This window comes from Nonomuraea zeae, assembly GCF_005889725.1.
Lineage (GTDB): Bacteria > Actinomycetota > Actinomycetes > Streptosporangiales > Streptosporangiaceae > Nonomuraea > Nonomuraea zeae.
This window is the reverse complement of sequence record NZ_VCKX01000035.1, coordinates 15,356-41,405: the sequence shown is the minus strand read 5'-3', so window position 1 is coordinate 41,405 and position 26,050 is coordinate 15,356. Positions and strand designations below refer to the sequence as shown.

The window sequence follows — 26,050 nt, the reverse complement described above, 5'->3', positions numbered from 1 at the left end:
AAGGAAAGAAAGTGCCAAAGGACGAGCTCACTCAGCGACTGATCTCCTTCATCAGGAAGCGCTTCCTCGATGGGGACCCGAAGAACGAGCTGGACGAATCGACGCCGTTACTGGAGTGGGGCGTCCTTGACTCGCTGAACACCGCCGTATTGATCAACTTCATCCGGGACGACATGGGCGTCACGATCCCCGCCCAGCACATCAGCGGCAGGAACTTCGGCTGCGTCCGCGGCATCTCGACGCTGGTGGCCGAGCTCAGTGAGGCGGCCTGACGTGGGCATCGACTATGACGTGGCCGTGATCGGCGGTGGCCCCGCCGGCGCCACCGTCGCCGCCTACCTGGCCAAGGCGGGCATCTCGGTGGTCGTTTTCGAGAGCGAGGTCTTCCCCCGGCCGCACGTCGGCGAGTCCCTCGTACCCGGGACCACGCCCGTGCTGCTGGAGACCGGCGCCATGGCGGAGGTCGAGAAGGCCGGCTTCCCCAAGAAGTACGGCGCCGCCTGGACCTCGGCCGAGACCAGGAACGTGCCGCACAACGGCTTCACCGGCCTGACGCACGACTTCAGGAACGCCGAGATCCTGTTCAACGAGCGCGAGCAGGCCGGGGTGGACAGGGAGTTCACCTACCACGTCGACCGCGGCCAGTTCGACCTCATCCTGCTGAAGAACGCCGAGAGCCTGGGCGCCAAGGTCTACCAGGGCGTCCGGGTGCTCGGGGCCGACTTCGGCGACCCCGACGCGGTCAAGGTGCGCGTCCGGATGGGCTCGAAGGAGGTCGGCATCGACGTCGGCATGGTCGTGGACGCCTCGGGGCGGCAGACGCTGCTCGGCCGCCAGCTCAAGCTCAAGGTGGCCGACCCGGTCTTCAACCAGTACGCGCTGCACAGCTGGTTCGACGGGCTGGACCGGGCGTCGCTGGCCAGCGACCCCGAGCTGACCGACTACATCTTCGTCCACTTCCTGCCCATCAAGGACAGCTGGGTCTGGCAGATCCCCATCACCGACACGATCACCAGCGTCGGGGTGGTGACGCAGAAGCACCGGCTGCGGGCCGCGGGCGACGATCGGGAGAAGTTCTTCTGGGACTGCGTGGCCAGCCGCCCCGACCTGTCGGAGGCGCTGGGCAAGTGCGAGCAGCTGCGCGAGCTCAAGACGGAGGGCGACTACAGCTACTCCATGAAGGAGCTGCGCGGTGACCGCTTCGTCCTGGTCGGCGACGCCGCCAGGTTCGTCGACCCGATCTTCTCGAACGGGGTGAGCGTCGCGATGAACAGCGCGCGGATCGCCTCGTACGACATCATCGCGGCGCACGAGGCGGGCGACTACTCCAGCCACCGCTTCGACACCTTCGACACGAAGATCCGCCGGGGGGTGCGGAACTGGTACGAGTTCATCTCGATGTACTACCGGCTGAACATCCTGTTCACCGCCTTCGTCCAGGATCCGCGTTACCGGCTGGACGTGCTGAAGCTGCTGCAGGGCGACGTCTACGACGACGAGGAGCCGAAGGCGCTGGCGGCGATGCGGGAGATCGTGACGGCCGTCGAGAACGACCCGGACCATCTCTGGCACCCGTACCTGGGCACGCTCCGCGCCCAGTCCCCGAACTGAATCTCGCACCTCGCACACGGCTCTGGCCCTTCCCACCAGGGAGGGGCCAGAGCCGTTTCCACGCGCGCCCCTTCGCGGCACCCCGGCATCGGCGCGGTGCACGGCAGCCTCTCGCCGGCGTCACCGCGCAGCAGCCCGCGGCGCGGCCATGAGGTCCCCCGCCCGTGCGCGGCGCGCCATGGAAGGCGGCTCGCGCAAGGCGTCCCACGCTGGGCGGCCCGCGCGTCGTGGCCCATGCACGGTGGCCCCCTGCACGGAGCCCTGCGCATGGCGGCCCGTGGGCGCGGAGGGGCATGTCGGGCGGTGGCCGTGGCGGGCCGGGGGAGAAAGCCTGCGCACATGGCAGCAGTCCGGCGGGGTGTCCGCCGGACTGCGATGAGCGAAGGGGCCGGCGCCGGATCACGGCGCGGGCGGGTCAGCGGGGGCTGCGCACCCGGAAGGACCGGACGGCGATGACCAGCACCACGGCGACGGTGGCGCACATGACGCCGAACCCGGTCCAGGGCGCCAGCAGCCCCGGATCATCGCGTACCGCCATGATCCGGGTCCCGGCCGTCAGCGGCCAGTACTTCTCCAGCCAGGCCGCCAGCCAGTCGGGCAGCGGCGCGCTCAGCGCGGGGATGGCCAGCGTCACCACCCCCAGCAGGGCGATCGTCCCGGCGGTCGAGCGCAGCAGCGAGCCCAGGGCGAGCGCGAGCAGCCCCAGCACCGCCAGGTAGAGCCCGCTGGCGGCGACCGCCACCAGCACGCCGGGCTGGCCGAGGTTCGCGGCCGGCGCCCCCTGCGAGGCGATGGCCGCCTGCCCGGCGAAGAACGCGCCGAACGCCGCCACGTCCCCGAACACCAGCAGCACCGCCGCCGCCACCACCGACTTCGCGGCGAAGAGCCGGCCACGGCGGGGCACCGCCGCCAGGCTGGCCTGGATGGTGCCGGCCGTGTGCTCGGAGGTGATGACGAGCACGGCCACGGCGGCGAAGACGAGCTGGCCGAGCACGAAGCTGGTCAGGCTGGTGGCGGTGGGGTCGAAGGCGGCCTTCTCCTCCGCGCTCACGGTGGCGAAGTCGCGCACCATGCCATAGCTGATCACGGCCGAGAAGCCGATCGAGTAGACCAGGCAGCCGCCGAGCAGGAACCAGGTGGACGGGAGGCTGCGCAGCTTCGTCCACTCGGCCCACGCGGCGCCGAACAACGCGCGCGCGCCGCCCACCTGGGCCGGTGCGGCCAGAGCCGGTGCGACGCTCATCGGTATTCGACCTCCTCACGGGTCAGCTCCATGAAGGCCTCCTCCAGGGAGACCTGACGCGGCGTCAGCTCGTACAGGACGATGTCGTTGGCCGCGGCCACGCCGAAGATCTCGGCGCTGTCCAGGTCCGTCACCACGAGCGTCTCGCGCTCGCTCTCGGTCGTCCCCGCCCCGCGGTCCTTGAGCAGGGTGGCCAGCTCAGTCGGGTTGGGCGTGCGGACGATCACCGACGGGGTCGAGTGCTCCTTGATGAAGTCGGACAGCGAGGTGTCGGCGATGAGCCGCCCCCGCCCGATCACGACGAGATGGTCGGCGGTGAGCGACATCTCGCTCATGAGGTGGCTGGAGATGAAGACCGTGCGTCCCTCGTCGGCCAGCGAGCGCAGCAGCGTGCGGATCCACACGATCCCCTCGGGGTCGAGCCCGTTGACCGGCTCGTCGAGCATGAGGATCGGCGGGTCGCCGAGCAGCGCGGCGGCGATGCCGAGCCGCTGCTCCATGCCCAGCGAGAACCCGCGCGAACGCTTGCCCCCGACGCCCTCCAGCCCCACCGTCTCCAGCACCTCGCCGACCCGGCGCGCCGGTATCCCGTTGCTCCTGGCCAGCCAGAGCAGGTGGTCGCGGGCCTTCCTGGCCGGATGCACGGCCCTGGCGTCGAGCAGCGAGCCCACCTGCCGCATGGGCCTGGGCAGCTCGCTGTAGTGGCGCCCGGCCACCGTGGCGGTGCCCGAGGTGGGCCGGTCGATGCCGAGGATCGAGCGCATCGTCGTGGTCTTCCCCGCGCCGTTGGGGCCGAGGAAGCCGGTCACCGTTCCGGGACGGACGGTGAACGTCAAGTCGTCCACGGCGAGGACGTCGCCGTAGCGCTTGGTGAGATTCCTGATTTCAATCATTCGGCCCTCATCCGTTAACTGGGTGAACGGTCGGATTTCGACCATAGGTCGGATGGCCCGGGCGGCTCAAGGAATATCGCGGGAAGCGCGGATTTTTAGGGGTTACCGGTCGGTCAGGTCTTTCCTCTAATGCGACGCGAGCGAAAAGAGGGGGCGCATGACGCGATAAGGGGGCGTAGGGGTTGGTCGCGATAGGGGTCCCACGGGACATTCGAGGTGGAAAACCCGCGAATTTAGGGGAGTAACCGATGTCGACAGTCCTGGAAATCGACGCGAGAGTGCCCGCACTGCGCCTGGCGCGCCTGCTCGACGTGGGCACGCCGGAGCCGCTGCACCCCCACGACGACAGCGGCGTGCTGGCCGTACGGGGAGAGATCGACGGCGCGACCGTCTACGCCTACTGTACGGACGCCACCCTGATGGGCGGCGCGCTCGGAGCCCCCGGCGCCGAGCGGATCGTCCAGGCCATCGACGCGGCCGTCGCCGAGGGAGCCCCGGTCATCGGCCTGTGGCACTCGGGCGGCGCGCGGCTGGCCGACGGGGTCGAGTCGATGGACGGCGTGGGCCGCATGTTCGCGGCGATGACCAGGGCGTCCGGCGTGGTGCCGCAGATCTCGGTGATCCTCGGCCCGGCGGCGGGCGCGGCCGCCTACGGCCCGGCCCTGACGGACGTGATCATCATGACGGAGGCCGGCCGGGTCTTCGTGACCGGGCCGGACATCGTCCGCCAGGTCACCGGGGAGCAGATCGACATGGCCGGGCTCGGCGGCCCCGAGGCCCACGGTCCCAAGTCCGGCGTCGCCCACATCACCGTTCCCGACGAGGAGGACGCCTACGTCAAGGCCAGGAACCTGGCCACGCTCTTCGCCAAACCCGGCGAGTTCGACCTCCAGGCGGCCCCCTACGTGGAGGGGCTGCGCGAGCTCATCCCCGCCTCGCCCCGCCGCGCCTACAACATCAAGCCGCTGATCCACACGATCGTGGACGACTTCGAGGAGCTGCAGCCCCGCTGGGCCGCCAACCTGGTCATCGGCCTGGGCCGGCTGGCCGGCCGGACGGTCGGCGTCATGGCCAACAACCCGATCCGCAAGGGCGGCTGCCTCGACTCGCTGTCGGCGGAGAAGGCCTCCCGCTTCGTCCGCATGTGCGACTCGCTCGGCGTGCCCCTGGTCGTCCTGGTCGACGTGCCCGGCTACCTGCCGGGCGTCGGCCAGGAGTGGGAGGGCATCGTCCGGCGTGGCGCCAAGCTGCTGCACGCCTTCGCGGAGTCCGTGGTGCCGCGCGTCACGCTCATCATCCGCAAGTCGTACGGCGGCGCGTACATCGCCATGAACTCCCGCTCCCTCGGCGCCACCACGGTCTTCGCCTGGCCGGGCGCCGAGGTGGCGGTGATGGGCGCCGAGGCCGCGGTCGGCGTCCTGCACCGGAAGAAGCTGGCCGCGGTCCCCGAAGCCGAACGTCCCGCGTTGCGCGCCCGCCTCGTCGAGAAGCACCAGGAGATCGCCGGCGGCGTCGATCGGGCGATGGCGATCGGGGTGGTCGACGAGGTGATCGTGCCCGCGACCACGCTCAAGCGCCTCGCCGAGGCGTTGTCCCGCGCGCCGCTGGCCCGCGGGCGTCACTCCAACATCCCCTTGTAAGGAGACAACCATGGTCAAGGTCCTGCTCATGGGCGGCCCGCCGTACCTGCCCGTCGACCTGCGCGTGCAGCGGGTCTCGAAGACGAAGGTGCACGACACCTTCAAGCTCCCGTACGGCGCCGGATACGAGCACTTCAGGCACCGCGGCGAGGAGACCCACCTGAACGGTGAGCTGATCCCGGTGATGGAGTGGTATCAGCGGACCTTCATCGCCGAGTGAGAAACACCCGATAGAGCCGAGCCCCCGATAAAGCCGACTCCCCGATAGAGATCGCCTCACCGCCCGCCGCGCGCACAGTGCGGCGGGCTTTGGCACTCCTTTAGCCCGCGCGGTCACCCTTCGAGGTACGAGCCACCGGAACGTATCAGGAGTGCACGATGCCGTACGCCATCCCCGTACCGCCGATCCCTTCCCATCCGCTCATGCTGTTCCTGCTCCAGGTCGGCGTCCTGCTCCTGATGGCCGTGGCGCTCGGGCGGCTGGCCGCCCGCTTCGGGATGCCCGCCGTGGTGGGCGAGCTGTGCACCGGCGTGATCCTGGGCCCGTCGCTGCTCAGCCCCGTGTGGCCGGAGCTGCACAGCGCCCTGTTCCCGCCAGTGGCCGAGCAGTTCCACCTGCTCGACGCGGTCGGGCAGATCGGCGTGCTGCTGCTGGTCGGCATCACCGGGGTGCACCTGGACTCCGGGCTGGTCAGGCGGATGGGCGCGCGGCCGGCCTCGGTGAGCTTCTTCGGCATGATCATCCCGTTCGGCCTGGGGATCGGGACGGGGCTGCTGCTGCCGCCCGCGCTGATCGGCGGCGAGGTGGACACGACGGTGTTCGCGCTGTTCCTCGGCGTCGCCATGTGCGTCAGCGCGATCCCGGTCATCGCCAAGACCCTGTTCGACATGAACTTCATGCACCGCGAGATCGGCCAGATCACGCTGGCGGCGGGCATGGTGGACGACGCCTTCGGCTGGTTCATGCTCTCGGTCGTCTCCGCGATGGCCACCTCGCAGCTGCGGGCCGGGTCGGTCCTGTTCTCGCTGGGCGCCATGGCCGCGGTGGTCGCCCTGGCGATGGTGCTGGGCCGCCCGCTCACCCGCCGCATCTACCGGATGGCGGACCGCTCGCCGGACACCTGGCTGCAGATCCCGATCACCGTGGTCCTCGTCCTGCTGTGCGCGGCGGGCACGCACGCGCTGGGCATGGAGGCCATCTTCGGCGCGTTCCTGTGCGGCATCCTGATCGCCGGTCACGGCAAGGGGATAGTCACCAAGCTGGCGCCGCTGCGCACGATCGTGCTCGGCGTGTTCGCCCCGATCTTCTTCGCGACCGCCGGGCTGCGGATGAACCTGACCGCGCTCGGCCGGGTGGACGTGCTGGTGATGGCCCTGGTGGTGCTGGCCATCGCGATCGTGGGCAAGTTCGCCGGCGCCTACGTCGGCGCGCGGCTGGGGCGCATGGGCCACTGGCACGGGCTCGCCCTCGGCGCCGCCATGAACGCCCGCGGCGTGATCGAGGTCATCGTCGCCATGGCCGGGCTGCGGCTCGGCGTGCTGAACGTCGAGACGTACACGATCATCATCCTCGTGGCGGTCATCACCTCGCTGATGGCGCCACCGCTGCTGCGCTGGGCGATGGCCCGCATCGAGGTGACGCCCCTGGAGGAGGAGCGCATGCCGGTCACGGCGGCAGCGGGCTCGGGATCGCTCACGGTCCTGTGAGCCGCAGGCCCGCGAACCGCCGCAGGTCTCCACACCGTCTCAACTCCGAATCGCCGCAGGTCATCGGCCTGCGGCGGTTTCGTGTCGGGGGCGATAAAGGGCCGATGGAGAACGAATAGGGGCGCGGGCCAACCTGTCAGCAGATGGAGTGTGTCCGCTCCGGCGGGCCCAGCAGATTGGCTTCGATTCCATGAGCATCAGCGTGCAAGCCCTGGACGGCATCCACGGCAGGTCGGTCGTCGGTATGCGCGTGGGCCTGGAGAAGCACGAGGACGGCGTCTGGTCTGTCGTGGCCAAGGCCAAGACGGACGGGACGGGCGGCGTCGGCGCCTGGGACACGCAGCATCTGACCCGCGGGCTGTACCGCATCGTCTTCGACAGCGACTACTACTTCGTGGGGCTGGGGCTCAGTGCCCCCTATCCCGAGATCAACGTGCTGTTCCGGATAAGAGATGACCTCGACGCGTACCGGATCCAAGTCCTGATCTCCCCGTACTCCTATTCGATCTTCTGCGGCTCGCAGGACTGACGAGAAGGGCGTGAGCCTGATGGTTTTGATAGAGAGAGACGAAGCACTGGATGCCCTGCACGAGCAGCTCGCCGGCGCGCTGTCGGGCCGCGGCCGGGTGGCGTTGGTGAGCGGCGCGGTCGGCGTCGGCAAGAGCGCCTTACTGGAGGCCGTCGCCGAGCAGGCCATCGAGCGTGGCGCGCTGGCCGTGACCGCGACCGGCTCGCCGCTGGAGCGCGATCTGCGGCTCGGCGTGATCGGGCAGCTCATCCAGGACGCCCCGCTGATGCCCGCCGAGCTGGAGCTGGCCCTGGCGATGCTGGCGGAAGGAGCCGCGGCGGCCGGTCGCGGCGGCGAGCTCGACGCGCAGCTCGTGCACGCCCTGTGCACGGTGCTGCTGCAGCTGTCCGAGCGCTGCCCGCTGGTGCTGATCATCGATGACGTCCACTTCGCCGACCGCGAGTCCATGATCTGCCTGGCCTACCTCGCGCGGCGGGTGCGCTTCGCGCGCATCAGCGCCGTGTTCAGCCAGGTCGACCACGGCGCCGGCACCGAGGGCCTGCTGGAGGCCGAGCTGCTGCGCCAGCAGCACTGCCGCCGCGTCCACCTGGGCCCGCTGTCGGAGAGCGGCGCCACCGCGATGGCCGTCGACGCGGTCGGGCTCACCGCGGCCGAGCGGTTCGGGGCCGGCTGGCACGCGGCCACCGGCGGCAACCCGCTGCTGATCAGCGCGCTCATCCAGGACTACCAGGAGCAGCGGCGGGCGCGCGGCGGCGAGCCGCCCGAGGACCTGGTCCCCGAAGGCTGGTACGGCAGGGCCGTGCTCGCCTGCCTGAGCCGCGGTGAGCACCGCATGCTGCCCGTCGCCCGCGGCCTGGCCGCGCTCGGCGCGGTCGAGCAGCTCGACCGGCTGGTGGGCGAGACGGCCGAGGACGTGGCCGCCGGGCTCCAGGCTCTGGCCGGGGCCGGGCTGGTCGTGGACGGCCGGTTCAGGACCGAGGCGGCCGCCGCCGCCGTGCTGGCCGGGATGAGCGACGAGGACCGGATGGGGCTGCACCACAAGGCGGCCGTGCTCGCCTACGAGCGCGGCGCCCAGCCCGCGGACGTCGCCGCCCACCTGCTGCGGGCCGACCGGGTGGACGCCCCCTGGGTCGTGCCCGTGCTGGAGGACACGGCCAGGCACGCCCTGCGCGAGGGGAACGTCGAGCGCGCGGTGTCGTGCCTGCGGCTGGCCTGGAACGAGTGCGCGGACGAGCGCGAGCGGACCAAGATCACCACGATGCTGATCAGGGCGGAGTGGCGCATCAACCCCGCCGCCCCCGCCGTGCGGCTCACCCAGCTCACCGACGCCCTGCGGCGCGGCTGGCTGCGCGGCAGCGACGCGGCCGTGCTCACCCGCGCCCTGCTCTGGCACGGCCGCGCGGAAGAGGCCGAGGAAGTGCTCCAGCACGTGCTGCGCGACGCGGAGAGCGACCCGGAGACCGCCGCCGAGCTGCTCATCATCGCGCCGTGGCTGCGCGTGACCCACCCGGGCGTACGCCTGCCCGACCCGCCCGACGTGGACGTGCGCTCGGTCGCGGCGGCCCGGCGGCTCAAGACCACCCGCTCGCTGGTCCGCGTGCTCACCGAGCGCCCGGGGGAGCAGGCGCTGGCCGTCGAGCCGATCCTGCGTGGCTGCCACCTGGACGAGATGTCGATGGAGACGGTGGAGAACGCGCTGCTCGCGCTGACCTTCAGCGAGCGGCCCGACCTGGCGGCGCCCTGGTGCGACGCGTTCATCAAGGAGGCCTCCAGCAGGAACGCGCCCAGCCGCCGGGCGCGGCTGGCCGCGATCCGCGCCGAGATCGCCGTCCGCCAGGGCGACATGCCCGCCGCGATCGCGCACGCCCGCGCCGCGCTGGCCGCCATCCCGCTCACGAGCTGGGGCGTCACGGCCGGCGGCCCGCTCGGCAGCCTCATGCTGGCGGCGACCGCGACCGGCGCGTACGACCTCGTCCACGAGCACCTCGACCAGGTGGTGCTGGACTCGATGTTCGACACCAGGTACGGCCTGGCCTACCTGCACGCCCGCGGCCGGTACAGCCTGGCGACCGGTCACCCGGCCCTGGCCCTGCGCGACCTGCTGCGCTGCGGCGAGCTGATGGAGCGCTGGGGGATGGACGCGCCGGGGCTGATCCCCTGGCGGGCCGAGGCCGCGTCGGCGTGCCTGCTCATGGGCGACGTGGACGAGAGCGCCCGGCTGATCGCCGAGCAGCTCAAGCGCTGCACCCCCGAGACGCCCAGGGCGCACGGGATGGCGATGCGCGTGCTGGCCGGGCTCAGCGAGCTGCGCCACCGGCCCATGCTGCTGCGCCGCGCGGCCGACCTGCTGCGGCAGGCGGGCGACGACTACGAGCTGGCGCGGGTGCTGGTGGACCTCGCCGACGCCTTCCACGAGCTGGGCGAGTTCCGGCGCTCCGGCATGATCGCGGCCTGGGCGCGCTCGGTGGCCAGCCGCTGCCAGGCCGAGCCGCTGCTGGCGGCGCTGTCCAGCGGCGAGGGCTCCGGCGGGCGGCACAGCAGGGGCACGGGCGTCCACGGCCGCTCGGCCGAGCTGCTGAGCGAGGCCGAGCAGCGGGTGGCGGTGCTGGCCGCGACCGGGCACACCAACCAGGAGATCGCGGCCAAGCTGTATCTCACGGTGAGCACGGTCGAGCAGCACCTGACCCGCACGTACCGCAAGCTGGGCATCTCGCGGCGCACCGAGCTGCCCGCCACCCTCGACCTGACGCCCCCGCGCAGCGGAGATCCGGGCGTCGCCGGGGTGCATTAGAGGCCGCGCACAAAGTCGGGCCATGGCCGGAACCGGGTCGTGAACGAGGGCAGGAGCAGGGCAAACACCCCGCTCCTGCCCTTTGCTCTATAAGGAGGAAATAAAACTCACAGGCCGCATTGAGTGTCTTTTTAGCTATATGTGGATCCTTGCTGTTTCTCCCGGCAGCGCTCAGCATGAATAAGCAGAGGGGCGCAGAAGGCGGCCGCTGTGCTAGGGGACAGTTCCGGTGGACTTCTTCGTGCTCGGACTCCTTGAGGCGGTCCTGGACGGGCAGCTCATCAAGCTCGGCGGGATCAGGGAGCAGACGATTCTGGCCATGCTGCTGCTGGAGCCGGCCAGAACCGCGGGCATGGCCCGGCTCGTGGAGTCGCTCTACGGGGACTCGCCGCCGCCGACGGCGCGCTCGCAGGTGCAGATCTGCGTCTCGGCGCTGCGGCGGCTGTTCGCCGCGCAGGGGCTCCAGGACCTCATCACCACCCAGTCCCAGCGCTACACGCTGCAGGTGCCGTACGAGCAAATCGACGCCTACCGCTTCCAGCGGCTGCTCGACCAGGCCAGGAGCGCCCGCGACGCGGGCCGCGGCAACGAGGCCGTCCGGCACTACCGGGCCGGGCTCGCTCTCTGGCGCGGGCCCGCGCTGGAGGGCATCGACAGCAAGCTGGTCCAGGCGATGGCGGGCCGGCTGGCCGAGGACCGCGTCACCGGCAACGAGGAGTGCATCGAGCAGGAGCTGGCGCTCGGCCGCCACCACCGGCTGGTCGGCGAGCTGACCGCGCTCACGGCCGCGCACCCGCTGCGCGAGCGCCTGCGCGGCCAGCTCATGCTGGCGCTCTACCGGTCCGGGCGGCGGGCCGAGGCGCTGCAGGTCTTCGAGAACACCAAGAAGGTGATGCTGGACGAGCTCGGCCTGGAGCCCAACGCCGCACTCCAGCAGCTCGAACGCCAGATCCTGCGCTGGGACCCGGCACTCGAGCCGCGCAGGACGGCGACGGTGACGCCGGCCGCCAGGGTGCGCAGCGCTCCCATGATGCTGCCCACGGACATCGCCGACTTCACCGGCCGCGAGGGCGAGGTCGAGACGATCAGGGAGCTGCTGCTGCTCGGCACGAGCGGCACCACCCGCGCGGTGCCGATCATCGTGCTCGTCGGCAACCCCGGCATCGGCAAGACCACCATCGCGGTGCACGTCTCGCACAGCGTCGCCGCCCAGTTCCCCGACGGCCGGCTCTTCGCGGACCTGCACGGCGGCGTGTCCCAGCCGGTGGGCCCGATGCAGGTGCTCGAACGGTTCCTGCGCGTCATGGGCGTCCCCGGCGACGCGCTGCCCGCCACCCTGGACGAGCGCGCGGAGACCTACCGGGCGCTGCTGTGCACGGGCCGGACGCTGGTGCTGCTGGACGACGTGCGCAGCGAGAACGAGGTCCTGCCCATGCTGCCGGGCAGCTCCGACTCCGCAGTCGTCGTCACCAGCCGCAGCCGCCTGGCCGGCCTGCCCGGCGCCATCCACGTCTCGCTGGGCACGTTCCGGCCGGAGCAGTCGATCGAGCTGCTGTCCAAGATCGTCGGCGAGGAGCGGGTGGCCGCGGAGCCGGAGGCCGCGGAGGAGCTGGCGGCGCTGTGCGGCCAGCTCCCGCTGGCGCTGCGCATCGCCGGCGTACGGCTGGCGGCCCGCTCCCACTGGACCGTCGGCCAGCTCGTGGACCGGCTGCGGGACGAGACGCGAAGGCTGGACGAGCTCAAGCACGGCGAGATGGGCATCAGGGCCAGCATCTCGCTCACTTACGAGACCGTCGGCGAGGAGGCGCGGCGGCTGTTCAGGCGGCTGGCGATCCTCGACACGCAGGTCTTCTCCGGCTGGGTCGCGGCCGCGCTGCTCGACCGGCCCCTGGCCGAGGCGCTGGACCTGCTCGACGACCTCATCGACGCCCAGCTCGTGGAGAGCGTGGGCGACGGCAGGGGCGCGCAGAGCCAGTACCGCTTCCACGACCTCATCCGCGTCTTCGCCCGCGAGCACCTGGCCGCGGAGGAGCCCCCGGCCGAGCGCCGGGCCGCGCTGGCCAGGGTGCTCGGCGGGCTGCTGTCCCTGGCCGACGCCGCGCACCGGCGCAAGCACGGCGGCCACTCCGTGCACATCCGCAGCCGGGCGCTGTGCTGGCAGCTGCCCGAAGGGCTGGCCGACCAGCTCGTGGCCGCACCCATGTCCTGGTACGAGCGCGAGCGCGCCCCCCTGGTCACCGGCATCAGGCAGGCGGCGCAGGCGGGCTTCGCCGATCTGTGCTGGGGGCTGGCCATCAGCGCGGTGACGCTCTTCGAGTCGAGCGTCTACCTTGACGACTGGCGCGAGACCCACCAGATCGCGCTGGAGGTGACCCGGCAGGCCGACGACAAGCGCGGCCAGGCCGCCATGCTGTACTCGACCGGCTCGCTCCACCTCACCGAGCAGCGCTTCGACGACGCCCGCCGGGCCTTCGAGTCGGCGGTGAAGCTGTTCGAGGAGGTGGGCGACGAGCAGGGCACGGCGCTGGTCATCCGCAACCTCGGCGTGGTGGACCGGCTGGCGGGCCGGCTGGCCGACGCCGTCGTCCGCCACGAGCGGGCGCTGGCGCTCTTCCGCGGGCTCGGCGAGCCGATCGCCGTCGCGTACGTGCTCAACGACCTGGCCGAGCTCAAGCTGGAGATCGGCGACTTCGCCGCGGCCAGGAGCCTGCTGGCCGAGGCGCTGCGGCTGAGCGCGGAGGGCGGCAACCGGCGGATGCAGGCGCAGGTGCTGCACCGGCTGGGCCACGCCCATCTCAAGGCGGCCGAGCCGGTCCGCGCGGTGCGCAGCTTCGAGGAGTCCCTGGCCATCGTGCGCGACATCGGCGACGTCGTCGGGGAGAGCTACGCCCGCTACGGCATCGGCGTCGCGCTCCTGCGCACCGGGGACCCGGCCGCGGCCGGCCGGGCGTTGCGCGGCGCGCTCTCCCTGGCCGGCGTCGCCCACGCGCGGCACGCCGAGGCCCGCATCCTGGTCGGCCTGGGCGAGCTGGCGATGCGCGCGGGCCGCCCGCGCGAGGCCGTGCGCCCCCTGAAGGAGGCGCTGGCTCACTTCCGGATGATGGACGTGCCGATGCACGAGGCGCGGGCCCTGCTCATGCTCAGCGGCGCGCACCGGGCACAGGGGGAGGACCAGCCGGCCCGCGACGCGCTCGACGCCGCGATGTCGCTCGCCGCGAAACTCGACCCCTGGCTCGGGGACCGCCCGACCGCTCAAATCGAGGAAATGCTCGGCGCGGGCAACCCCTATTTCCCTTAACCCAGGTCCGCGTCCTTTTCTGGTCGGCCGGCGCTTGCCTACGCTTTTTGTGAGCACCACGACCAAGGAGAATTCGTGATCAAAGACATTCTGCCGCCCTCGGTCGTCGCCGCGGACACGCTGGAGGACATTCACGAAGAGGCGTTGTTCCCGGAGGAGGAAGCGCTCATCGAGCGGTCCGTGGAGAAACGCCGCAGGGAGTTCACCACCGCGCGGGCGTGCGCGCGAAAGGCCCTCGGCCTGCTCGGCCGCCCGCCCGCGGCGATCCTGCCCGGCGCCCGCGGCGAGCCGCTGTGGCCGGCCGGCGTCGTCGGCAGCATCACGCACTGCGCGGGATACCGCGGCGTGGTGCTCGGCGAGTCGCCCTGGATCACCACCGTCGGCATCGACGCGGAGCCCGACGAGGAGCTGCCCTTCGGCGTGCTGGAGGCGATCGCCCTGCCCGCCGAGACGGCCCAGGTGGACCGGCTGCGCGCGGCCGACCCCGGCGTGAGCTGGGACAGGCTGCTGTTCAGCGTCAAGGAGTCGGTCTACAAGGCGTGGTTCCCGCTGACCCAGTGCTGGCTCGGCTTCGAGAACGCGCTGATCGTCATCGACCCCGCGGGCACGTTCTCCGCGCGGCTGCTGGTCCCCGGCGCGATGGTCGACGGGCGGCCGCTCAGGAGGTTCGCCGGGCGCTGGCAGGCCAAGCACGGGCTGCTGCTGACCGCGATCGTCCTGGAGCCCGCGCGCGAGCAGGCCGCCCCCGCGCGCGGCCTGACCGCGCCGCTGCGCCGGATCGGCTCAGCGCCAGTGGGCCACCCAGTGGCCGGAGCCGAGCAGATCGGCCGCGAAATTGACGGCCGCGTCAGGTGACTTGCCGCGTACGGCGTCGCTGTAGCGCAGCAGCTCCCACGCCAGCGCCCAGGCGCCGGCCCTGGTGCGCGGCGGACGCCGGACGACGAACTCCGCCGTGCAGTCGGTCATGGCCACCAGCTCGGCGCCGAAGCGCCGGTACCAGTCGCGCAGCAGCGCGGTGTGCTGCACCGGGTCCGGATAGCGGTTCCAGCCGCCGTAGTTGAGCAGCCCGGGCACCTGCCAGCCCGACTCGACGGGCATCAGCGCCAGGTACACCTGACTCTCGGCGGGAAGCAGGGCGCCGGGGGCCGCCGCGGGGCGGGCCACCCGCTCGGGCCGGCCGAACTCGGGCCACACCACGTTCGCGGGCCGCGCGTCCGGCTCCTCTCCTGGACGCACCCCGCTCGCCCGCGTCAGCACCTCGTTCAGCGGCATCGCGATGTCGGGCAACGTCCAGTGATATTCGAGCTGGGTGGGGAGCGCCGCGTCGATCAGCATCGGCCAGTGCTGCGTGAGCGCGCGGGTCGCCAGGACCATGCGCAGGCGCTCGGCTGCCGGGACGCCGGACAGCGGCACTCCCGTGACCTCGACCCCCATAGGGGTGCGGAACAACGGCCGCGCATCGGCGAGTTCGGGCGCCAGCAGGCGCTCCTGTACAAGAGACATCGACTCATCCTCGCCTTCCTCCAGAATTCTCGATTACTGCCGGACATTACGCGCGAGAAAACCTCCGGCGAACCCCCTACGGCCCCCTTAGGCGACCCCACCGTTTCCCCTTGCGGTATTTCCGGTGAAGGGTGTGGAACGGCCGGGTCGAGGGGTGCTTAGGGGTTGGCGCGGATCTTTTCCATGGCAGTGTCGGAACGTGCCGGGACCGGCTTCTGGGGGCGGGCGCCCGTACAGATCGCGGGCCGCGCCATGGCCGCACATTTTTTCGGATAAGTGATAGGGAACGTGCTGGATCTCGGCGGAACATGAGCATGTGTTCGGGTCGGCACCGTAGTCATACCGCTGTGCAGCCATCAGAATGGGCCCTGCGGGTTGTCCTGTACACAGCAATCCGGGAGAGATTGTGAAATGTCGGTTAACGCGCACTATCGCACTTTTTGTCGTTCTCGCCTTCGCGGCCGCCTGCACCACGCAGCCCCCTAGCCGGGACACCTCCGCCGTCACGCTCGCCATCGGCTCCCTGTACGAGCCACAGAACCTGGACAACGCCAGCGGCGGCGGCCAGGGCGCCACGGAGGCCCTCGGCGGAAACGTCTACGAGGGCCTGTTCCGGCTGACCGACGCGGGCGCGGTGGAGCCGCTGCTGGCCCGGACCCACACCGTCAGCCGCGACGGCCTGACCTACACCTTCACCCTGCGCTCGGGCGTCCGCTTCCACTCGGGCAAGCCGCTGACCGCCGCCGACGTCAAGCACAGCATCGAGCGCATACTCGCCGAGTCCTCCAAATCCTCGCGCACGGGCGCGCTCAGCATGATCAAGAAGGTGACGACGCCCGACGACCGCACCGTCGTGATCGGGCTGTCGACCAAGTCGATCTCGCTGCTGTACAACCTGACGCAGGTGTGGATCGGCAACAGCGCCGTCGCCGACCCGGCGACGAAGGAGGACGGCACCGGCCCGTACGCCCTGACCGCCTGGAAGCGCGGCTCCACCCTGACCCTTGGCAAGTTCGACGGCTACTGGGGCCCGCCGCCCAAGACCGGCCAGGTGGTCTTCCGCTACTTCACCGACGCCGCCGCGCTCAACAACGCGCTGCTGTCCGGCGAGGTGGACCTGATCACCAGCGAGCAGAACCCCGACGCGCTGGCCCAGTTCGCGGGCCCCGCCTTCAAGATCACCGAAGGCCACTCGACGACCAAGCTGCTGCTCGCTTTCAACGACCGGCGCACGCCCTTCGACAAGGTCCTGGTCCGCAGGGCCGTGAGCGAGGCGATCGACGACGCCAAGCTGCTGCGCTCGATCTGGAACGGCTACGGCGAGCTCATCGGCTCGATGGTGCCGCCCACCGACCCCTGGTACCAGGACGAGACCGCCGTCAACGCCTACGATCCCGCCCTGGCCAAGAAGCACCTGGCGGAGGCCGGCTTCCCCGACGGCTTCGCCTTCACCCTCGACACGCCCAGCTACGACCCCCACCCCACGATCGCCACCTTCGCGAAGTCGGAGCTGGCCAAGGTGGGCGTCGAGGTGACCATCAAGATCATCACGGCCGACGAGTGGTACAGCCGGGTCTACCAGCGCCACGACTTCACCGCGACGCTGCAGGAGCACGTCAACGACCGGGACATCCGCTGGTACGGCGACCCCGGCTTCTACTGGGGCTACGACAACCCCGAGGTCGCCGGCTGGATCAAACGCTCGGAGACGGCGGACACCGCGGCCGAGCAGGCCTCGCTGCTGCGCAAGGCGGCCCGCCGGATCGCCGAGGACGCGGCCAGCGACTGGCTCTATCTCAACCCGCAGATCGTCGTCAGCTCCGCCAAGGTCTCCGGTTACGCGATCAACGGGCTCAACGCGCAGTTCCCCGCGTACAACATCGAGATCGACAAGCACTGACCCGCCCATGGCCGGCTACCTGCTCCGGAGAAGCCTGCTGCTCGTGCTGTCCCTGGCGGTCGCGGGGGTGGTGCTGTTCGCGCTGCTCAGGCTCCTGCCCGGCGATCCCGCCAACGCGCTGCTGTCCGTGGGCGCCACCCAGGAGCAGATCGCCGCGGCCCGCCACGAGCTGGGCTCCGACCGCCCGCTGCCCGAGCAGTTCGCCGCGTGGGCGCGCAGCATGGCCACGCTCGACCTCGGCCGGTCCTTCGTCAGCTCGCTGCCCGTGGCCTCGGAGATCGCCGGCCGCCTCGCCGTCACCGTCCCGCTCACGGTGCTGTCCTTCCTGCTGTCGGTGCTGATCGCGGCGCCCGCGGGATTCGTCACCGCGCTGCGCAGGAACACCCGGTACGGAACGCTGCTGTCCGGGCTCGGCCAGCTCGGCCTGGCCGTGCCGGTCTTCTGGATCGGCATGCTGCTGATCACCGTGTTCGCGCTGCGCCTGCGCTGGCTGCCGGCCGGCGGGTTCCCGGCCGGCGACTGGAGCGACCCGGCCGCCGCGCTCACCTCGCTGGCGCTGCCCGTGCTCACCATCACCCTGGTCATGTCGGCCTCGCTGATCCGCTACGTCCATTCGGCCGCCATCGACGTGCTCGACGCCGGCTACCTGCGCACCGCCAGGGCCCTCGGCTCCTCGCTGACCGGGGCCGTCCGGCGGCACGGCCTGCGCAACGCCGCCGCGCCCGTGATCCCGATCCTCGGCGCCGAGCTGGCCACGACCTTCCTCGGCGCGGTGGTGGTGGAGAACGTCTTCGCCCTGCCGGGACTCGGGGCCCTGCTGGTCAAGGCGTTCGCGCAGCACGACTGGCCGGTCATCCAGGGCGTGCTGGTGCTGAGCACCGGCGCGGTGCTGGTGATCGGCTTCGTGGCCGACCTCGCCCAGCGGCTGCTCGATCCGCGGCTGCGGCGAACCGTGACGGGGGCGGCGGCATGAGGGGGCGGACGCTCGCCGTCGGGTGCGCGCTCGTCGCCGTCGTGGCCGTGACGGCGCTCGTCTCGCTGTTCTGGACGCCGTACGATCCCGCCGACACCACCGGCGGACGGCTGGAGCCGCCGGGCGGCGCGCACCTGCTCGGCACCGACACGCTCGGGCGCGACCTGCTCACCCAGCTCATGATCGGGGCCAGGATCGCCCTGGCGGCCGGGACCGGCGCGGTCGCGGTCGGCGGGTCGCTCGGCCTGGCCGCCGGGCTGCTGGCCGGGTTCGCCGTGCGCTGGGCCGACGACGCGCTGGCCGTCGTGCTCGACATCCTCATCGCCTTCCCGACGCTGCTGCTGGCCATGCTCGTGATCGCCGGCCGGCACGGCTCGCTCGGCGCGGCCGTGGCCGCGATCGGGCTGGCCATGTCGGCCATCGTCGCCCGGCTGGTGCGGGTGCTCGTCAAGCGGGTGCTGGCCCAGGACTACATCACGGCCGCGCGCACGTCCGGCACCACCTGGCCGCGCATCGTGCTCGGCCACGTCCTGCCCAACATCTGGCCCGTGCTGGCCACCAACCTCGCGCTGCAGCTTGGCCTGGCCGTCCTGGCGGAGGCGAGCCTGTCCTACCTCGGGCTCGGCGCGCCGCCGCCGAACGCCTCCTGGGGCCACATGCTGCGCGAGGCCCAGTCCACCGCGTTCACCGCTCCCATCGGCGTCATCGCGCCGGGCGTGCTGCTCGCCGTCCTCGTGATCGGCGTGAACCTGGCCGCCGACGGCATCAGAGAGGTCGCCGACCCGGTGCTGCGGAGGAGCGGATGAGCCTGCTGGCGGTGGACGGCCTGACGGTGCGCGCGGCCGGCGGGCGGGAGCTCGTCTCCGGCCTGTCGTTCCACATGGGCAGGGGAGACCGGCTGGGGCTGATCGGCGAGTCAGGATCGGGCAAGTCGCTCACTGTACTGGCGCTTATCGGTTTGCTATCGCCGGGCATGACCGCCTCGGGCAGCGTCCTCCTGGACGGCCTGCCGGTGCTCGAAGCCTCCCAGCGGCGGCTGGACCGGCTGCGCGGCCGGGCCGTGGCCGTGGTCTTCCAGGAGCCGCTCACCGCGCTCGACCCGCTCATGCGTATGGGGGCACAGGTCGCCGGGCCGCTACGGCGCCACAGAGGGCTGCGGGGGCGCGCGCTGCGCCGCGCGGTGCACGACGCCCTGGCCGAGGTGCGCCTCGCCGACGTCGCGCGCGTCGCCAGGGCCTATCCGCACGAGATCTCCGGCGGTCAGCGCCAGCGGGTCGCCATCGCCATGGCGCTGGCCTGCGAGCCCGCCCTGCTGATCGCCGACGAGCCCACCGCCCAGCTCGACACCACGGTCCAGGCCGAGGTGCTCGCGCTGCTGGACGACCTGGTCAGGGCGCGGGGGATGGGGCTGCTGTTCGTCGGGCACGACCTGGCGGTGGTGGCCGCCGTGACGCGCCGGGTCCTGGTGCTCAAGGACGGCCGCGAGGTGGAGTCGGGGACGGTGGAAGAGGTGCTGCGGGCGCCGGCGCACCCGTACACGCGGGACCTGGTCGCGGCGGCCCGCAGGCTGCACGGCACGCTCGCCGGAATCTCCCGCCCCGCACCCGCCGTGCGGGACGGGCGCGAGGGCGACGCCACGGGGAGGACGGGATGACCGCGCCGCTGATCGAGGTGCGCGAGCTGGGGTTCGCCTACCGGAGCGGGCCGCCCGTGCTCAGCGGGGTCGGCTTCGAGGTCGTGCAGGGGCGCAGCCTGGCCCTGGTGGGGGAGTCGGGCGCGGGCAAGACGACGCTGGTCCGCCTGCTGCTCGGCCTCCTGCGGCCGGGCAGCGGCGAGGTGCTGCTCGACGGCCGGCCGCTGTGCGGGAACGAGCGGGCGCTGCGGCGGGCCGTGCAGCCCGTCTTCCAGGATCCCTACTCCTCGCTCGACCCCAGGCAGCGCGTGGACCGGATCGTCGCCGAGCCGCTGCGCTCGCTCGGCCTGGTCAGCGGCCCCGGCCGGCGCGCGGAGACGGACCGCCGGGTGGCCGAGGCGCTGCACGCGGTCGGGCTGCCGCCGCAGGCCGCGCGCCGCTACCCCCACGAGTTCTCCGGCGGCCAGCGCCAGCGGATCGCGCTCGCGCGGGCCGTCGTCTGCCACCCGCGCGTGCTGCTCGCCGACGAGCCCGTCAGCGCGCTCGACCTGGTCACCCGGGTCCGGCTGGTCGATCTGCTCGCCGAGCTGCGCGACACCAGGGACCTGACCGTGGTGCTGGTCTCGCACGACCTGACGGTGGTGGCCGAGCTGTGCGAGGAGGTCGTGGTGCTCGAAGGCGGCCGGGTGGCCGAGCGGGGCGGCACGGCGGAGGTGCTCGGCTCGCCGCGCCACCCCTGCACGCGGCGGCTGGTGGCCTCCGCGCCGAGGCTCCCAGAGCCCGGCCAAGAGCCCGCACAACCCCTTTGAGCTGCGCGATGACGATTCGATACCGAAGCAATGGCGGCCCTTTCTAGTGTTCTGGCCATCGGAGGAACACCACCAAAGAAAGCGCCGAGGAACATCATGAACAAGCAGACGATCATCCGCCTGGGCCGGCTCACCGCCGCCACCTTCATCGCCACCGTGCTGGCGATCTCCGCCTTCAGCACCGGAGCCTCAGCCACGACCATCAGCGCCACCGTCACCGCGCAGAGCACGGTAATCGTGAACGCCGATCAGCCCGACGAGTGCTGCGGAACCTGGCCCTGACCGTCTTCCCTGACCAGAGCATCGACTCCGCGTCATAGGAGGGGGCAGTCGCGATGGCCTAGTCTGTCCGGAGAGATGCGGTTCACGGGGAGTGAGCGCAGCGCCATTGGGGAGACGGATGTGGAGTTTCGCATCCTCGGGCCGTTGGAGGTTGTCGCAGACGGCCGCCGGCTGGATCTGGGAGGGGCCAGACAGCAGACGGTCCTCGCCCTCCTCCTGCTCAACGAGGGACGGGCGGTAACGATCTCCCGGCTGACAGAGACGATCTACGAGGACGCCCCGCCGACGACGTCCAGAGCGCAGATCCAGATCTGTATCTCAGCACTTCGCCGCCTGTTCGCGGCACAGGGGAAACCAGACATCATCGTCACACAGTCGCATGCCTACGTGGCCAGGGTGCCCGCGGAGGATTTCGACGCCAGCCACTTCGACGGGCTGGTCAGGCAGGCCCGGCTCGAACGCCGGGAAGGCCAGGCCGAGCGGGCCGTCGAACGCTACCGGGAGGCCCTCGCGCTCTGGCGGGGGCCGGCGCTCGAAGGCATCGACAGCAGAGTGCTCCAGGCGGCGGCAAGCCGGTTGAACGAGGACCGCGTCGCCGCCTGCGAAGACTGCATCGACCTCGAGCTGGAGCTCGGTCACCACCACGAGCTGGTCGGCGAGCTCACCGCCCTCGTGGCGGAGCACCCGCTCCGCGAGCGCCTGCGCGGGCAGCTCATGATCGCCCTCTACCGGTCCGGCCGCCAGGCCGAGGCGTTACAGGCCTACCGGGACGCGCGCAGCACCATGATCGAAGAGTTGGGCATCGAACCCAACGAGCGGCTCCAGCAACTGGAGCACGCGATACTCAGCTCCAACCCCGACCTGGACCCGCCGGCCGCCCCCGTGCAGCTCACCGCGGAGCCCCGGGTCGCGGAGCCGCAGGCGGGCGTGCCGCGGCTGCTGCCCACCGACATCGCCGACTTCACCGGCAGGACGCGGCAGCTCGACGAGATCATGAAGCATCTGGTGGTCGCCGACGGCGGCCGGGTCGGCTACGCCGTCCCCATCGTCGCGCTGGCCGGCAAGCCCGGCATCGGCAAGAGCGCCATCTCCGTGCACGCCGCCCACCGCGTCGTCGAGCACTACCCCGACGGCCAGCTCTACGCCGACCTGCACGGCGGCTCGGCCCGGCCGGTCGGCCCGATGCACGTGCTGGAGCGGTTCCTGCGCGCGCTGGGGGTCACCGGCACCGCGGTCCCCGACGGGCTGGAAGAGCGCGCCGAGCTCTACCGCGCGCTGCTGGCCGACCGCAGGATGCTGGTCGTGCTGGACGACGTCAGCACCGAGAGCCAGATCCTGCCGCTCCTGCCCGGCAGCGTCGACTCGGCCGTCATCCTGAGCAGCCGCAGCCGCCTGGCGGGGCTGTCCGGCGCGGTGCACGTCGACGTGGACGTCTTCGACGCCGATCAGTCGCTGGAGCTGCTGTCCCGCATCGCGGGGAGCGACCGCGTACGCACGGAGCCGGAGGCCGCCGCGGCGCTCGCCGACCTGTGCGGCCACCTGCCGCTCGCGCTGCGCATCGCGGGCGCGCGGCTGTCGGCCAGGCCGCACTGGAGCGTCGAGCAGCTCGTGGAGCGGCTGGAGGACGAGACCAGGCGGCTGGACGAGCTCAAGCACGGCGAGATGGGCATCAGGGCCAGCATCTCCCTCACCTATGACAGCCTCGGCGACGACACGCGGCGGCTGTTCCGCCGGCTGGCGATCGTCGACTCCGACGTGTTCTCCCCGTGGCTCAGCGCCGCGCTGCTTGACCAGCCCATCGGCGAGGCCGCCGACCTGCTGGACGACCTGGCCGACACGCAGCTCATCGAGACCTCGGGCGCCGGGCGCGGCGCGCACGTCCAGTACCGCTTCCACGACCTGCTCAGGGTCTTCGCCAGGGAGCGCCTGGCGGCCGAGGAGCCGGCCGCCGACCGCGCCGCGGCCCTGGCCAGGGTGCTCGGCGGGCTGCTGTCGATGGTGGAGGCCGCGCGGCGGCGCGAGCATGAGGACCGCATCATGATCCCCGGCGCCACCGCGACGTGGTCGCTGCCCGGCACGCTGATCGACCGGCTGGTCGCGGTGCCCGCCGCCTGGTTCGAGCGGGAGCGCAGCCTGCTGGTCTCGGGCATCAGGCAGGCCGCCCAGGCGGGCCTGGCCGAGATCAGCTGGGGGCTGGCGCTCGGCGCGGCGACCTTCTTCCAGTCGCGCGTCTATCTGGACGACTGGCGGGAGACCATGCGCATCGCGCTGGCCGCCGCCAGGCAGGACGGAGACCTGCGCGGCCAGGCGGCCATGCTCTACTCCAGCGGCGCCCTGGCCACCGCCGAGCACCGCTTCGACGCCGCCCGCGCGGACTTCCACGCCGCCATCGAGCTGTTCACGCAGGTGGGCGACGAGCGGGCGCTGGCCTCCGTGCTCGCCAACCGCGGCCACCTGGACCTGGTCACCGGCAGGCTGGACGACGCCGCCGCGTTCTTCGAGCGGGCGCTGGAGCTGTCACGCTCCTCGCGGGCGCACAGCACCACCATCTACACCCTGCACAACCTCGCCCAGGTCAAGCTGATCAGGAACGACCCGCAGGGCGCCAAGGAGCTGCTGCGCAACGCCATGGAGCTGGCCGAGAACGAGGGCGGCTCGCGGCTGCGGGCCCAGGTCCTCTTCCGGCTCGGCCAGACCCACCTGCAGGCCGGCGAGCTGAGGCAGGCGCTGGACCCGCTGCAGGAGGCGCTGGCCGCCATCCAGGAGATCGGCGACTCCACGGGCGAGGCGTACATCCTGCACTGCCTGGGCCTGGCCAGGCTGCGGCTGGGCGAGCTGGCGGAGGCGGGCGTCGACCTGCGCCACGCGCTGCTGCTGGCCGGCACCACGAGCGAGCGGCTGGCCAAGGGCAGGGTGCTCACCGCGCTGGCCGAGCTGGCCCTGGCGGAAGGCGACCCCGCGACCGCCGTCACCACGTCGGAGCAGGCGCTGGCCCTGTTCGCCACGGTGGGCGTGCCGTTCGACGAGGCGCTCGCGCTGGCGCTGCTCAGCGACGCGCACAACGGGCTCGGCGCCGCGGACGCGGCACGGGAGGCCCTGGACCGCGCCGTGCGGCGCACCGAGGAGATGGACCCCGTCGTCGCCCATCAGCTACGGGCTGAGCTGGACAAACGCCGGGACGCGACCCCTGGATCCCCTACCGGCATAGCCACCAATAGCGGGCCGAAGCCGGGTCGATAGCGGCCTTGCCGATGCTGGTCGGCAGAAGGATCGCGCGATCTGTGCCTGTCGACCGTATCCGGCATCGTCAATCCAGGGAGTACACATGAAGGCCCGACGACCCGCCGCCCGCTACTGGATGTTCCCGCAGGTCCGCCTGCCCGGCCGGACCTGGCCGAACAGGACCCTCACCGCCGCGCCGCGGTGGCTGTCGACGGACCTGCGCGACGGGAACCAGTCGCTGCCGCACCCCATGAGCCCCGACCGCAAGCTGGCCATGTTCAACCTGCTCGTGTCGATGGGCTACAAGGAGATCGAGGTCGGGTTCCCGGTGGCCAGCCAGGACGACCACGACTTCGTCCGGCTGCTGATCGAGAAGGACCTGATCCCCGACGACGTCCGGATCACCGTGCTCACCCAGGCCCGCGACGAGCTGATCCACCGCACGGTGGAGAGCCTGGAGGGCGCCCGCGCCGCCACCGTGCACGTCTACAACGCGACGTCGCCGCAGTTCCGCAGGACCGTGTTCGGCATGACCAGGGACGAGTGCAAGGACCTGGCGGTGCACGGCACCCGGCTGGCGATGAAGTACGCCGAGCGCCTGCTCGGCGGCTGCGACTTCGGCTACCAGTACTCGCCCGAGCTGTTCAACGAGACGGAGCTGGAGTTCGCGCTGGAGGTCTGCGAAGCGGTCATGGACGTCTGGCAGCCGGAGCCGGGCCGCGGGATCATTCTCAACTTCCCGACCACGGTCGAACGCTCGATGCCGAACGTGTTCGCCGACCAGATCGAGTGGCTCGACCGCAACCTCACCAGGCGCGAGCACGTGTGCCTGTCCGTCCACCCGCACAACGACCGCGGCACCGGCGTGGCCAGCGCGGAGCTGGCGCTGCTGGCCGGGGCCCAGCGGGTCGAGGGCTGCCTGTTCGGCAACGGGGAGCGGGCCGGCAACGTCGACCTCGTCACCCTCGGGCTGAACCTGCTGACCCAGGGGGTCGACCCCGGCATCGACTTCTCCGACATCAACGCGGTCCGGCGCACGGTCGAGTACTGCAACGAGCTGCCCGTGCACCCGCGCCACCCCTACGGGGGCGACCTCGTCTACACCGCCTTCTCCGGCTCGCACCAGGACGCCATCAAGAAGGGGCTCGACGCGCTGGAGGGGGAGGCGGGGCGGCGGGGCGTCCTCGTGCGCGACCTGCCGTGGGAGGTGCCGTACCTGCCGCTCGACCCCGAGGACGTGGGCCGCACGTACGAGGCGATCGTGCGCATCAACAGCCAGTCGGGCAAGGGCGGGGTGGCGTACGTGCTGGGCGCCCGCTACGGCCTGCGCCTGCCGCGCCCGCTGCAGGCGGAGTTCGCCAGGATCGTGCAGGCGGACGCGGACGCGGCGGGCGGCGAGCTCACGCCGGAGCGGATCAAGGACCTGTTCGACCGCGAGTACCGGGTAAGCCCCCGGGCGGGCCTGCCCGAGCCGGCGACCGGCGAGCCCGTGCCGGCCGACCTCTATCTCGACGGCGTCCCCTTCGACGTGGGCGCGGACCGGGCGGACGCGGTGCAGCGGGTGACGGCCGCGCTCGCCCCCAAGGGCATCGACGTACGCGCCCTGCACCGCACGGGCGGCGCCGAGCTGGGCCGCCAGGTGACCGTCTACGCGCAGTGCCGCGTGCGCGGGCAGCTCTGGTGGGGCGTCGGCTCGGGCGCGAACGCCGAGACGGCCGCCGTGGCCGCGGTCGCCGCCGCCGTACGGCGGGCGCTCACGGATACCAGGGAGATAGCGGACAAAAATCGCACATCTCTAGCGTCGAAGCATGAAAAGAATCAGGATCAGCAAGCCCAGAAAAGCGAAGAGCCGCACGCTCGACCTTCGCACCCCCTCAGGCCGGGTGCTGCCGTACTAGGCGGAACCGGCAGACCGGTGCGGGAAAGGCCGGTCATGGCTTCTCCCGCACCGATGCGTGGCTGAGCGCGACATGCGCCGCTCCGGACCACCGGCCGGACCACCGGCAGGGCTGACGG

Annotated in this window: 20 protein-coding genes; 17 read left to right on the top strand and 3 right to left on the bottom strand. The window is 71.8% G+C overall.

What is annotated here, in order from left to right; genetic code table 11:
* Positions 1–11 precede the first annotated feature (11 nt).
* Both ETD85_RS14255 and ETD85_RS14250 read left to right on the top strand, forming a co-directional pair.
* Entirely contained in the window at positions 12–272 is a 261-nt protein-coding gene (locus ETD85_RS14255; protein ID WP_138690166.1) for an acyl carrier protein, read from the top strand.
* A 1-nt stretch (position 273) separates the two neighbouring features.
* On the top strand, positions 274–1,611 hold the full coding sequence (locus ETD85_RS14250; RefSeq protein ID WP_138690165.1) for an NAD(P)/FAD-dependent oxidoreductase: 1,338 nt from the start codon (positions 274–276) through the stop codon (positions 1,609–1,611).
* 415 nt (positions 1,612–2,026) lie between these two features.
* Here the strand turns inward: ETD85_RS14250 and ETD85_RS14245 are convergent, their stop codons facing one another.
* Positions 2,027–2,854 (bottom strand): ABC transporter permease, encoded by an 828-nt coding sequence (locus ETD85_RS14245; protein WP_138690164.1) that lies wholly within the window; start codon positions 2,852–2,854, stop codon positions 2,027–2,029.
* Positions 2,851–3,747 (bottom strand): ABC transporter ATP-binding protein, encoded by an 897-nt coding sequence (locus ETD85_RS14240; protein WP_138690163.1) that lies wholly within the window; start codon positions 3,745–3,747, stop codon positions 2,851–2,853. The genes ETD85_RS14245 and ETD85_RS14240 overlap by 4 nt, the downstream gene beginning before the upstream one ends.
* Before the next feature lie 248 nt (positions 3,748–3,995).
* Between ETD85_RS14240 and ETD85_RS14235 the strand changes: the two genes are divergently transcribed.
* The 7 genes from ETD85_RS14235 to ETD85_RS14205 all read left to right on the top strand — a co-directional run bounded on the left by ETD85_RS14235 (position 3,996) and on the right by ETD85_RS14205 (position 14,567).
* Positions 3,996–5,387: an acyl-CoA carboxylase subunit beta gene (locus tag ETD85_RS14235; RefSeq protein ID WP_138690162.1), complete on the top strand. Its 1,392-nt coding sequence runs from the start codon at positions 3,996–3,998 to the stop codon at positions 5,385–5,387.
* A gap of 10 nt (positions 5,388–5,397) precedes the next feature.
* Positions 5,398–5,607 carry a DUF5988 family protein gene (locus tag ETD85_RS14230; RefSeq protein ID WP_138690161.1) on the top strand — a complete coding sequence of 70 codons (210 nt, stop codon included), beginning with the start codon at positions 5,398–5,400 and terminating at the stop codon, positions 5,605–5,607.
* A 158-nt stretch (positions 5,608–5,765) separates the two neighbouring features.
* Entirely contained in the window at positions 5,766–7,094 is a 1,329-nt protein-coding gene (locus tag ETD85_RS14225) for a cation:proton antiporter (RefSeq protein WP_138690160.1), read from the top strand.
* A gap of 190 nt (positions 7,095–7,284) precedes the next feature.
* A complete protein-coding gene (locus ETD85_RS14220) occupies positions 7,285–7,623 on the top strand; it encodes a hydroxyisourate hydrolase (RefSeq protein ID WP_138690159.1) in 339 nt (112 codons plus the stop codon).
* A gap of 19 nt (positions 7,624–7,642) precedes the next feature.
* Positions 7,643–10,414, top strand: a complete 2,772-nt coding sequence (locus ETD85_RS14215; RefSeq protein WP_138690158.1) for a helix-turn-helix transcriptional regulator — start codon at positions 7,643–7,645, stop codon at positions 10,412–10,414.
* Between the two features lie 229 nt (positions 10,415–10,643).
* Entirely contained in the window at positions 10,644–13,712 is a 3,069-nt protein-coding gene (locus ETD85_RS14210; protein ID WP_138690157.1) for an AfsR/SARP family transcriptional regulator, read from the top strand.
* 75 nt (positions 13,713–13,787) lie between these two features.
* Positions 13,788–14,567: a 4'-phosphopantetheinyl transferase family protein gene (locus ETD85_RS14205; RefSeq protein ID WP_138690156.1), complete on the top strand. Its 780-nt coding sequence runs from the start codon at positions 13,788–13,790 to the stop codon at positions 14,565–14,567.
* Here ETD85_RS14205 and ETD85_RS14200 read toward each other — a convergent pair.
* Positions 14,496–15,215 carry a DUF4253 domain-containing protein gene (locus tag ETD85_RS14200; RefSeq protein ID WP_138690155.1) on the bottom strand — a complete coding sequence of 240 codons (720 nt, stop codon included), beginning with the start codon at positions 15,213–15,215 and terminating at the stop codon, positions 14,496–14,498. The two genes, ETD85_RS14205 and ETD85_RS14200, sit on opposite strands and share 72 nt — an antisense overlap.
* 406 nt (positions 15,216–15,621) lie before the next feature.
* Here ETD85_RS14200 and ETD85_RS14195 point away from each other — a divergent pair, with 406 nt between their 5' ends.
* From ETD85_RS14195 to ETD85_RS14160, 8 genes are all read left to right on the top strand, one after another.
* Entirely contained in the window at positions 15,622–17,115 is a 1,494-nt protein-coding gene (locus tag ETD85_RS14195) for an ABC transporter substrate-binding protein (RefSeq protein ID WP_206058307.1), read from the top strand.
* Positions 17,116–17,122: 7 nt separating this feature from the next.
* Positions 17,123–18,088, top strand: coding sequence for an ABC transporter permease (locus tag ETD85_RS14190; RefSeq protein WP_138690153.1), 966 nt, complete (start codon positions 17,123–17,125; stop codon positions 18,086–18,088).
* On the top strand, positions 18,085–18,894 hold the full coding sequence (locus tag ETD85_RS14185) for an ABC transporter permease (RefSeq protein ID WP_138690152.1): 810 nt from the start codon (positions 18,085–18,087) through the stop codon (positions 18,892–18,894). The genes ETD85_RS14190 and ETD85_RS14185 overlap by 4 nt, the downstream gene beginning before the upstream one ends.
* Positions 18,891–19,742 carry an ABC transporter ATP-binding protein gene (locus ETD85_RS14180; protein WP_138690151.1) on the top strand — a complete coding sequence of 284 codons (852 nt, stop codon included), beginning with the start codon at positions 18,891–18,893 and terminating at the stop codon, positions 19,740–19,742. Before ETD85_RS14185 ends, ETD85_RS14180 begins: the two co-directional genes overlap by 4 nt.
* Entirely contained in the window at positions 19,739–20,530 is a 792-nt protein-coding gene (locus ETD85_RS14175) for an ABC transporter ATP-binding protein (RefSeq protein WP_138690150.1), read from the top strand. The genes ETD85_RS14180 and ETD85_RS14175 overlap by 4 nt, the downstream gene beginning before the upstream one ends.
* A gap of 96 nt (positions 20,531–20,626) precedes the next feature.
* A complete protein-coding gene (locus tag ETD85_RS14170; protein WP_138690149.1) occupies positions 20,627–20,812 on the top strand; it encodes a hypothetical protein in 186 nt (61 codons plus the stop codon).
* 144 nt (positions 20,813–20,956) lie between these two features.
* Positions 20,957–24,052 (top strand): AfsR/SARP family transcriptional regulator, encoded by a 3,096-nt coding sequence (locus tag ETD85_RS14165; protein ID WP_240779142.1) that lies wholly within the window; start codon positions 20,957–20,959, stop codon positions 24,050–24,052.
* An 85-nt stretch (positions 24,053–24,137) separates the two neighbouring features.
* Positions 24,138–25,997 carry a 2-isopropylmalate synthase gene (locus tag ETD85_RS14160; protein WP_206058306.1) on the top strand — a complete coding sequence of 620 codons (1,860 nt, stop codon included), beginning with the start codon at positions 24,138–24,140 and terminating at the stop codon, positions 25,995–25,997.
* Positions 25,998–26,050 lie beyond the last annotated feature (53 nt).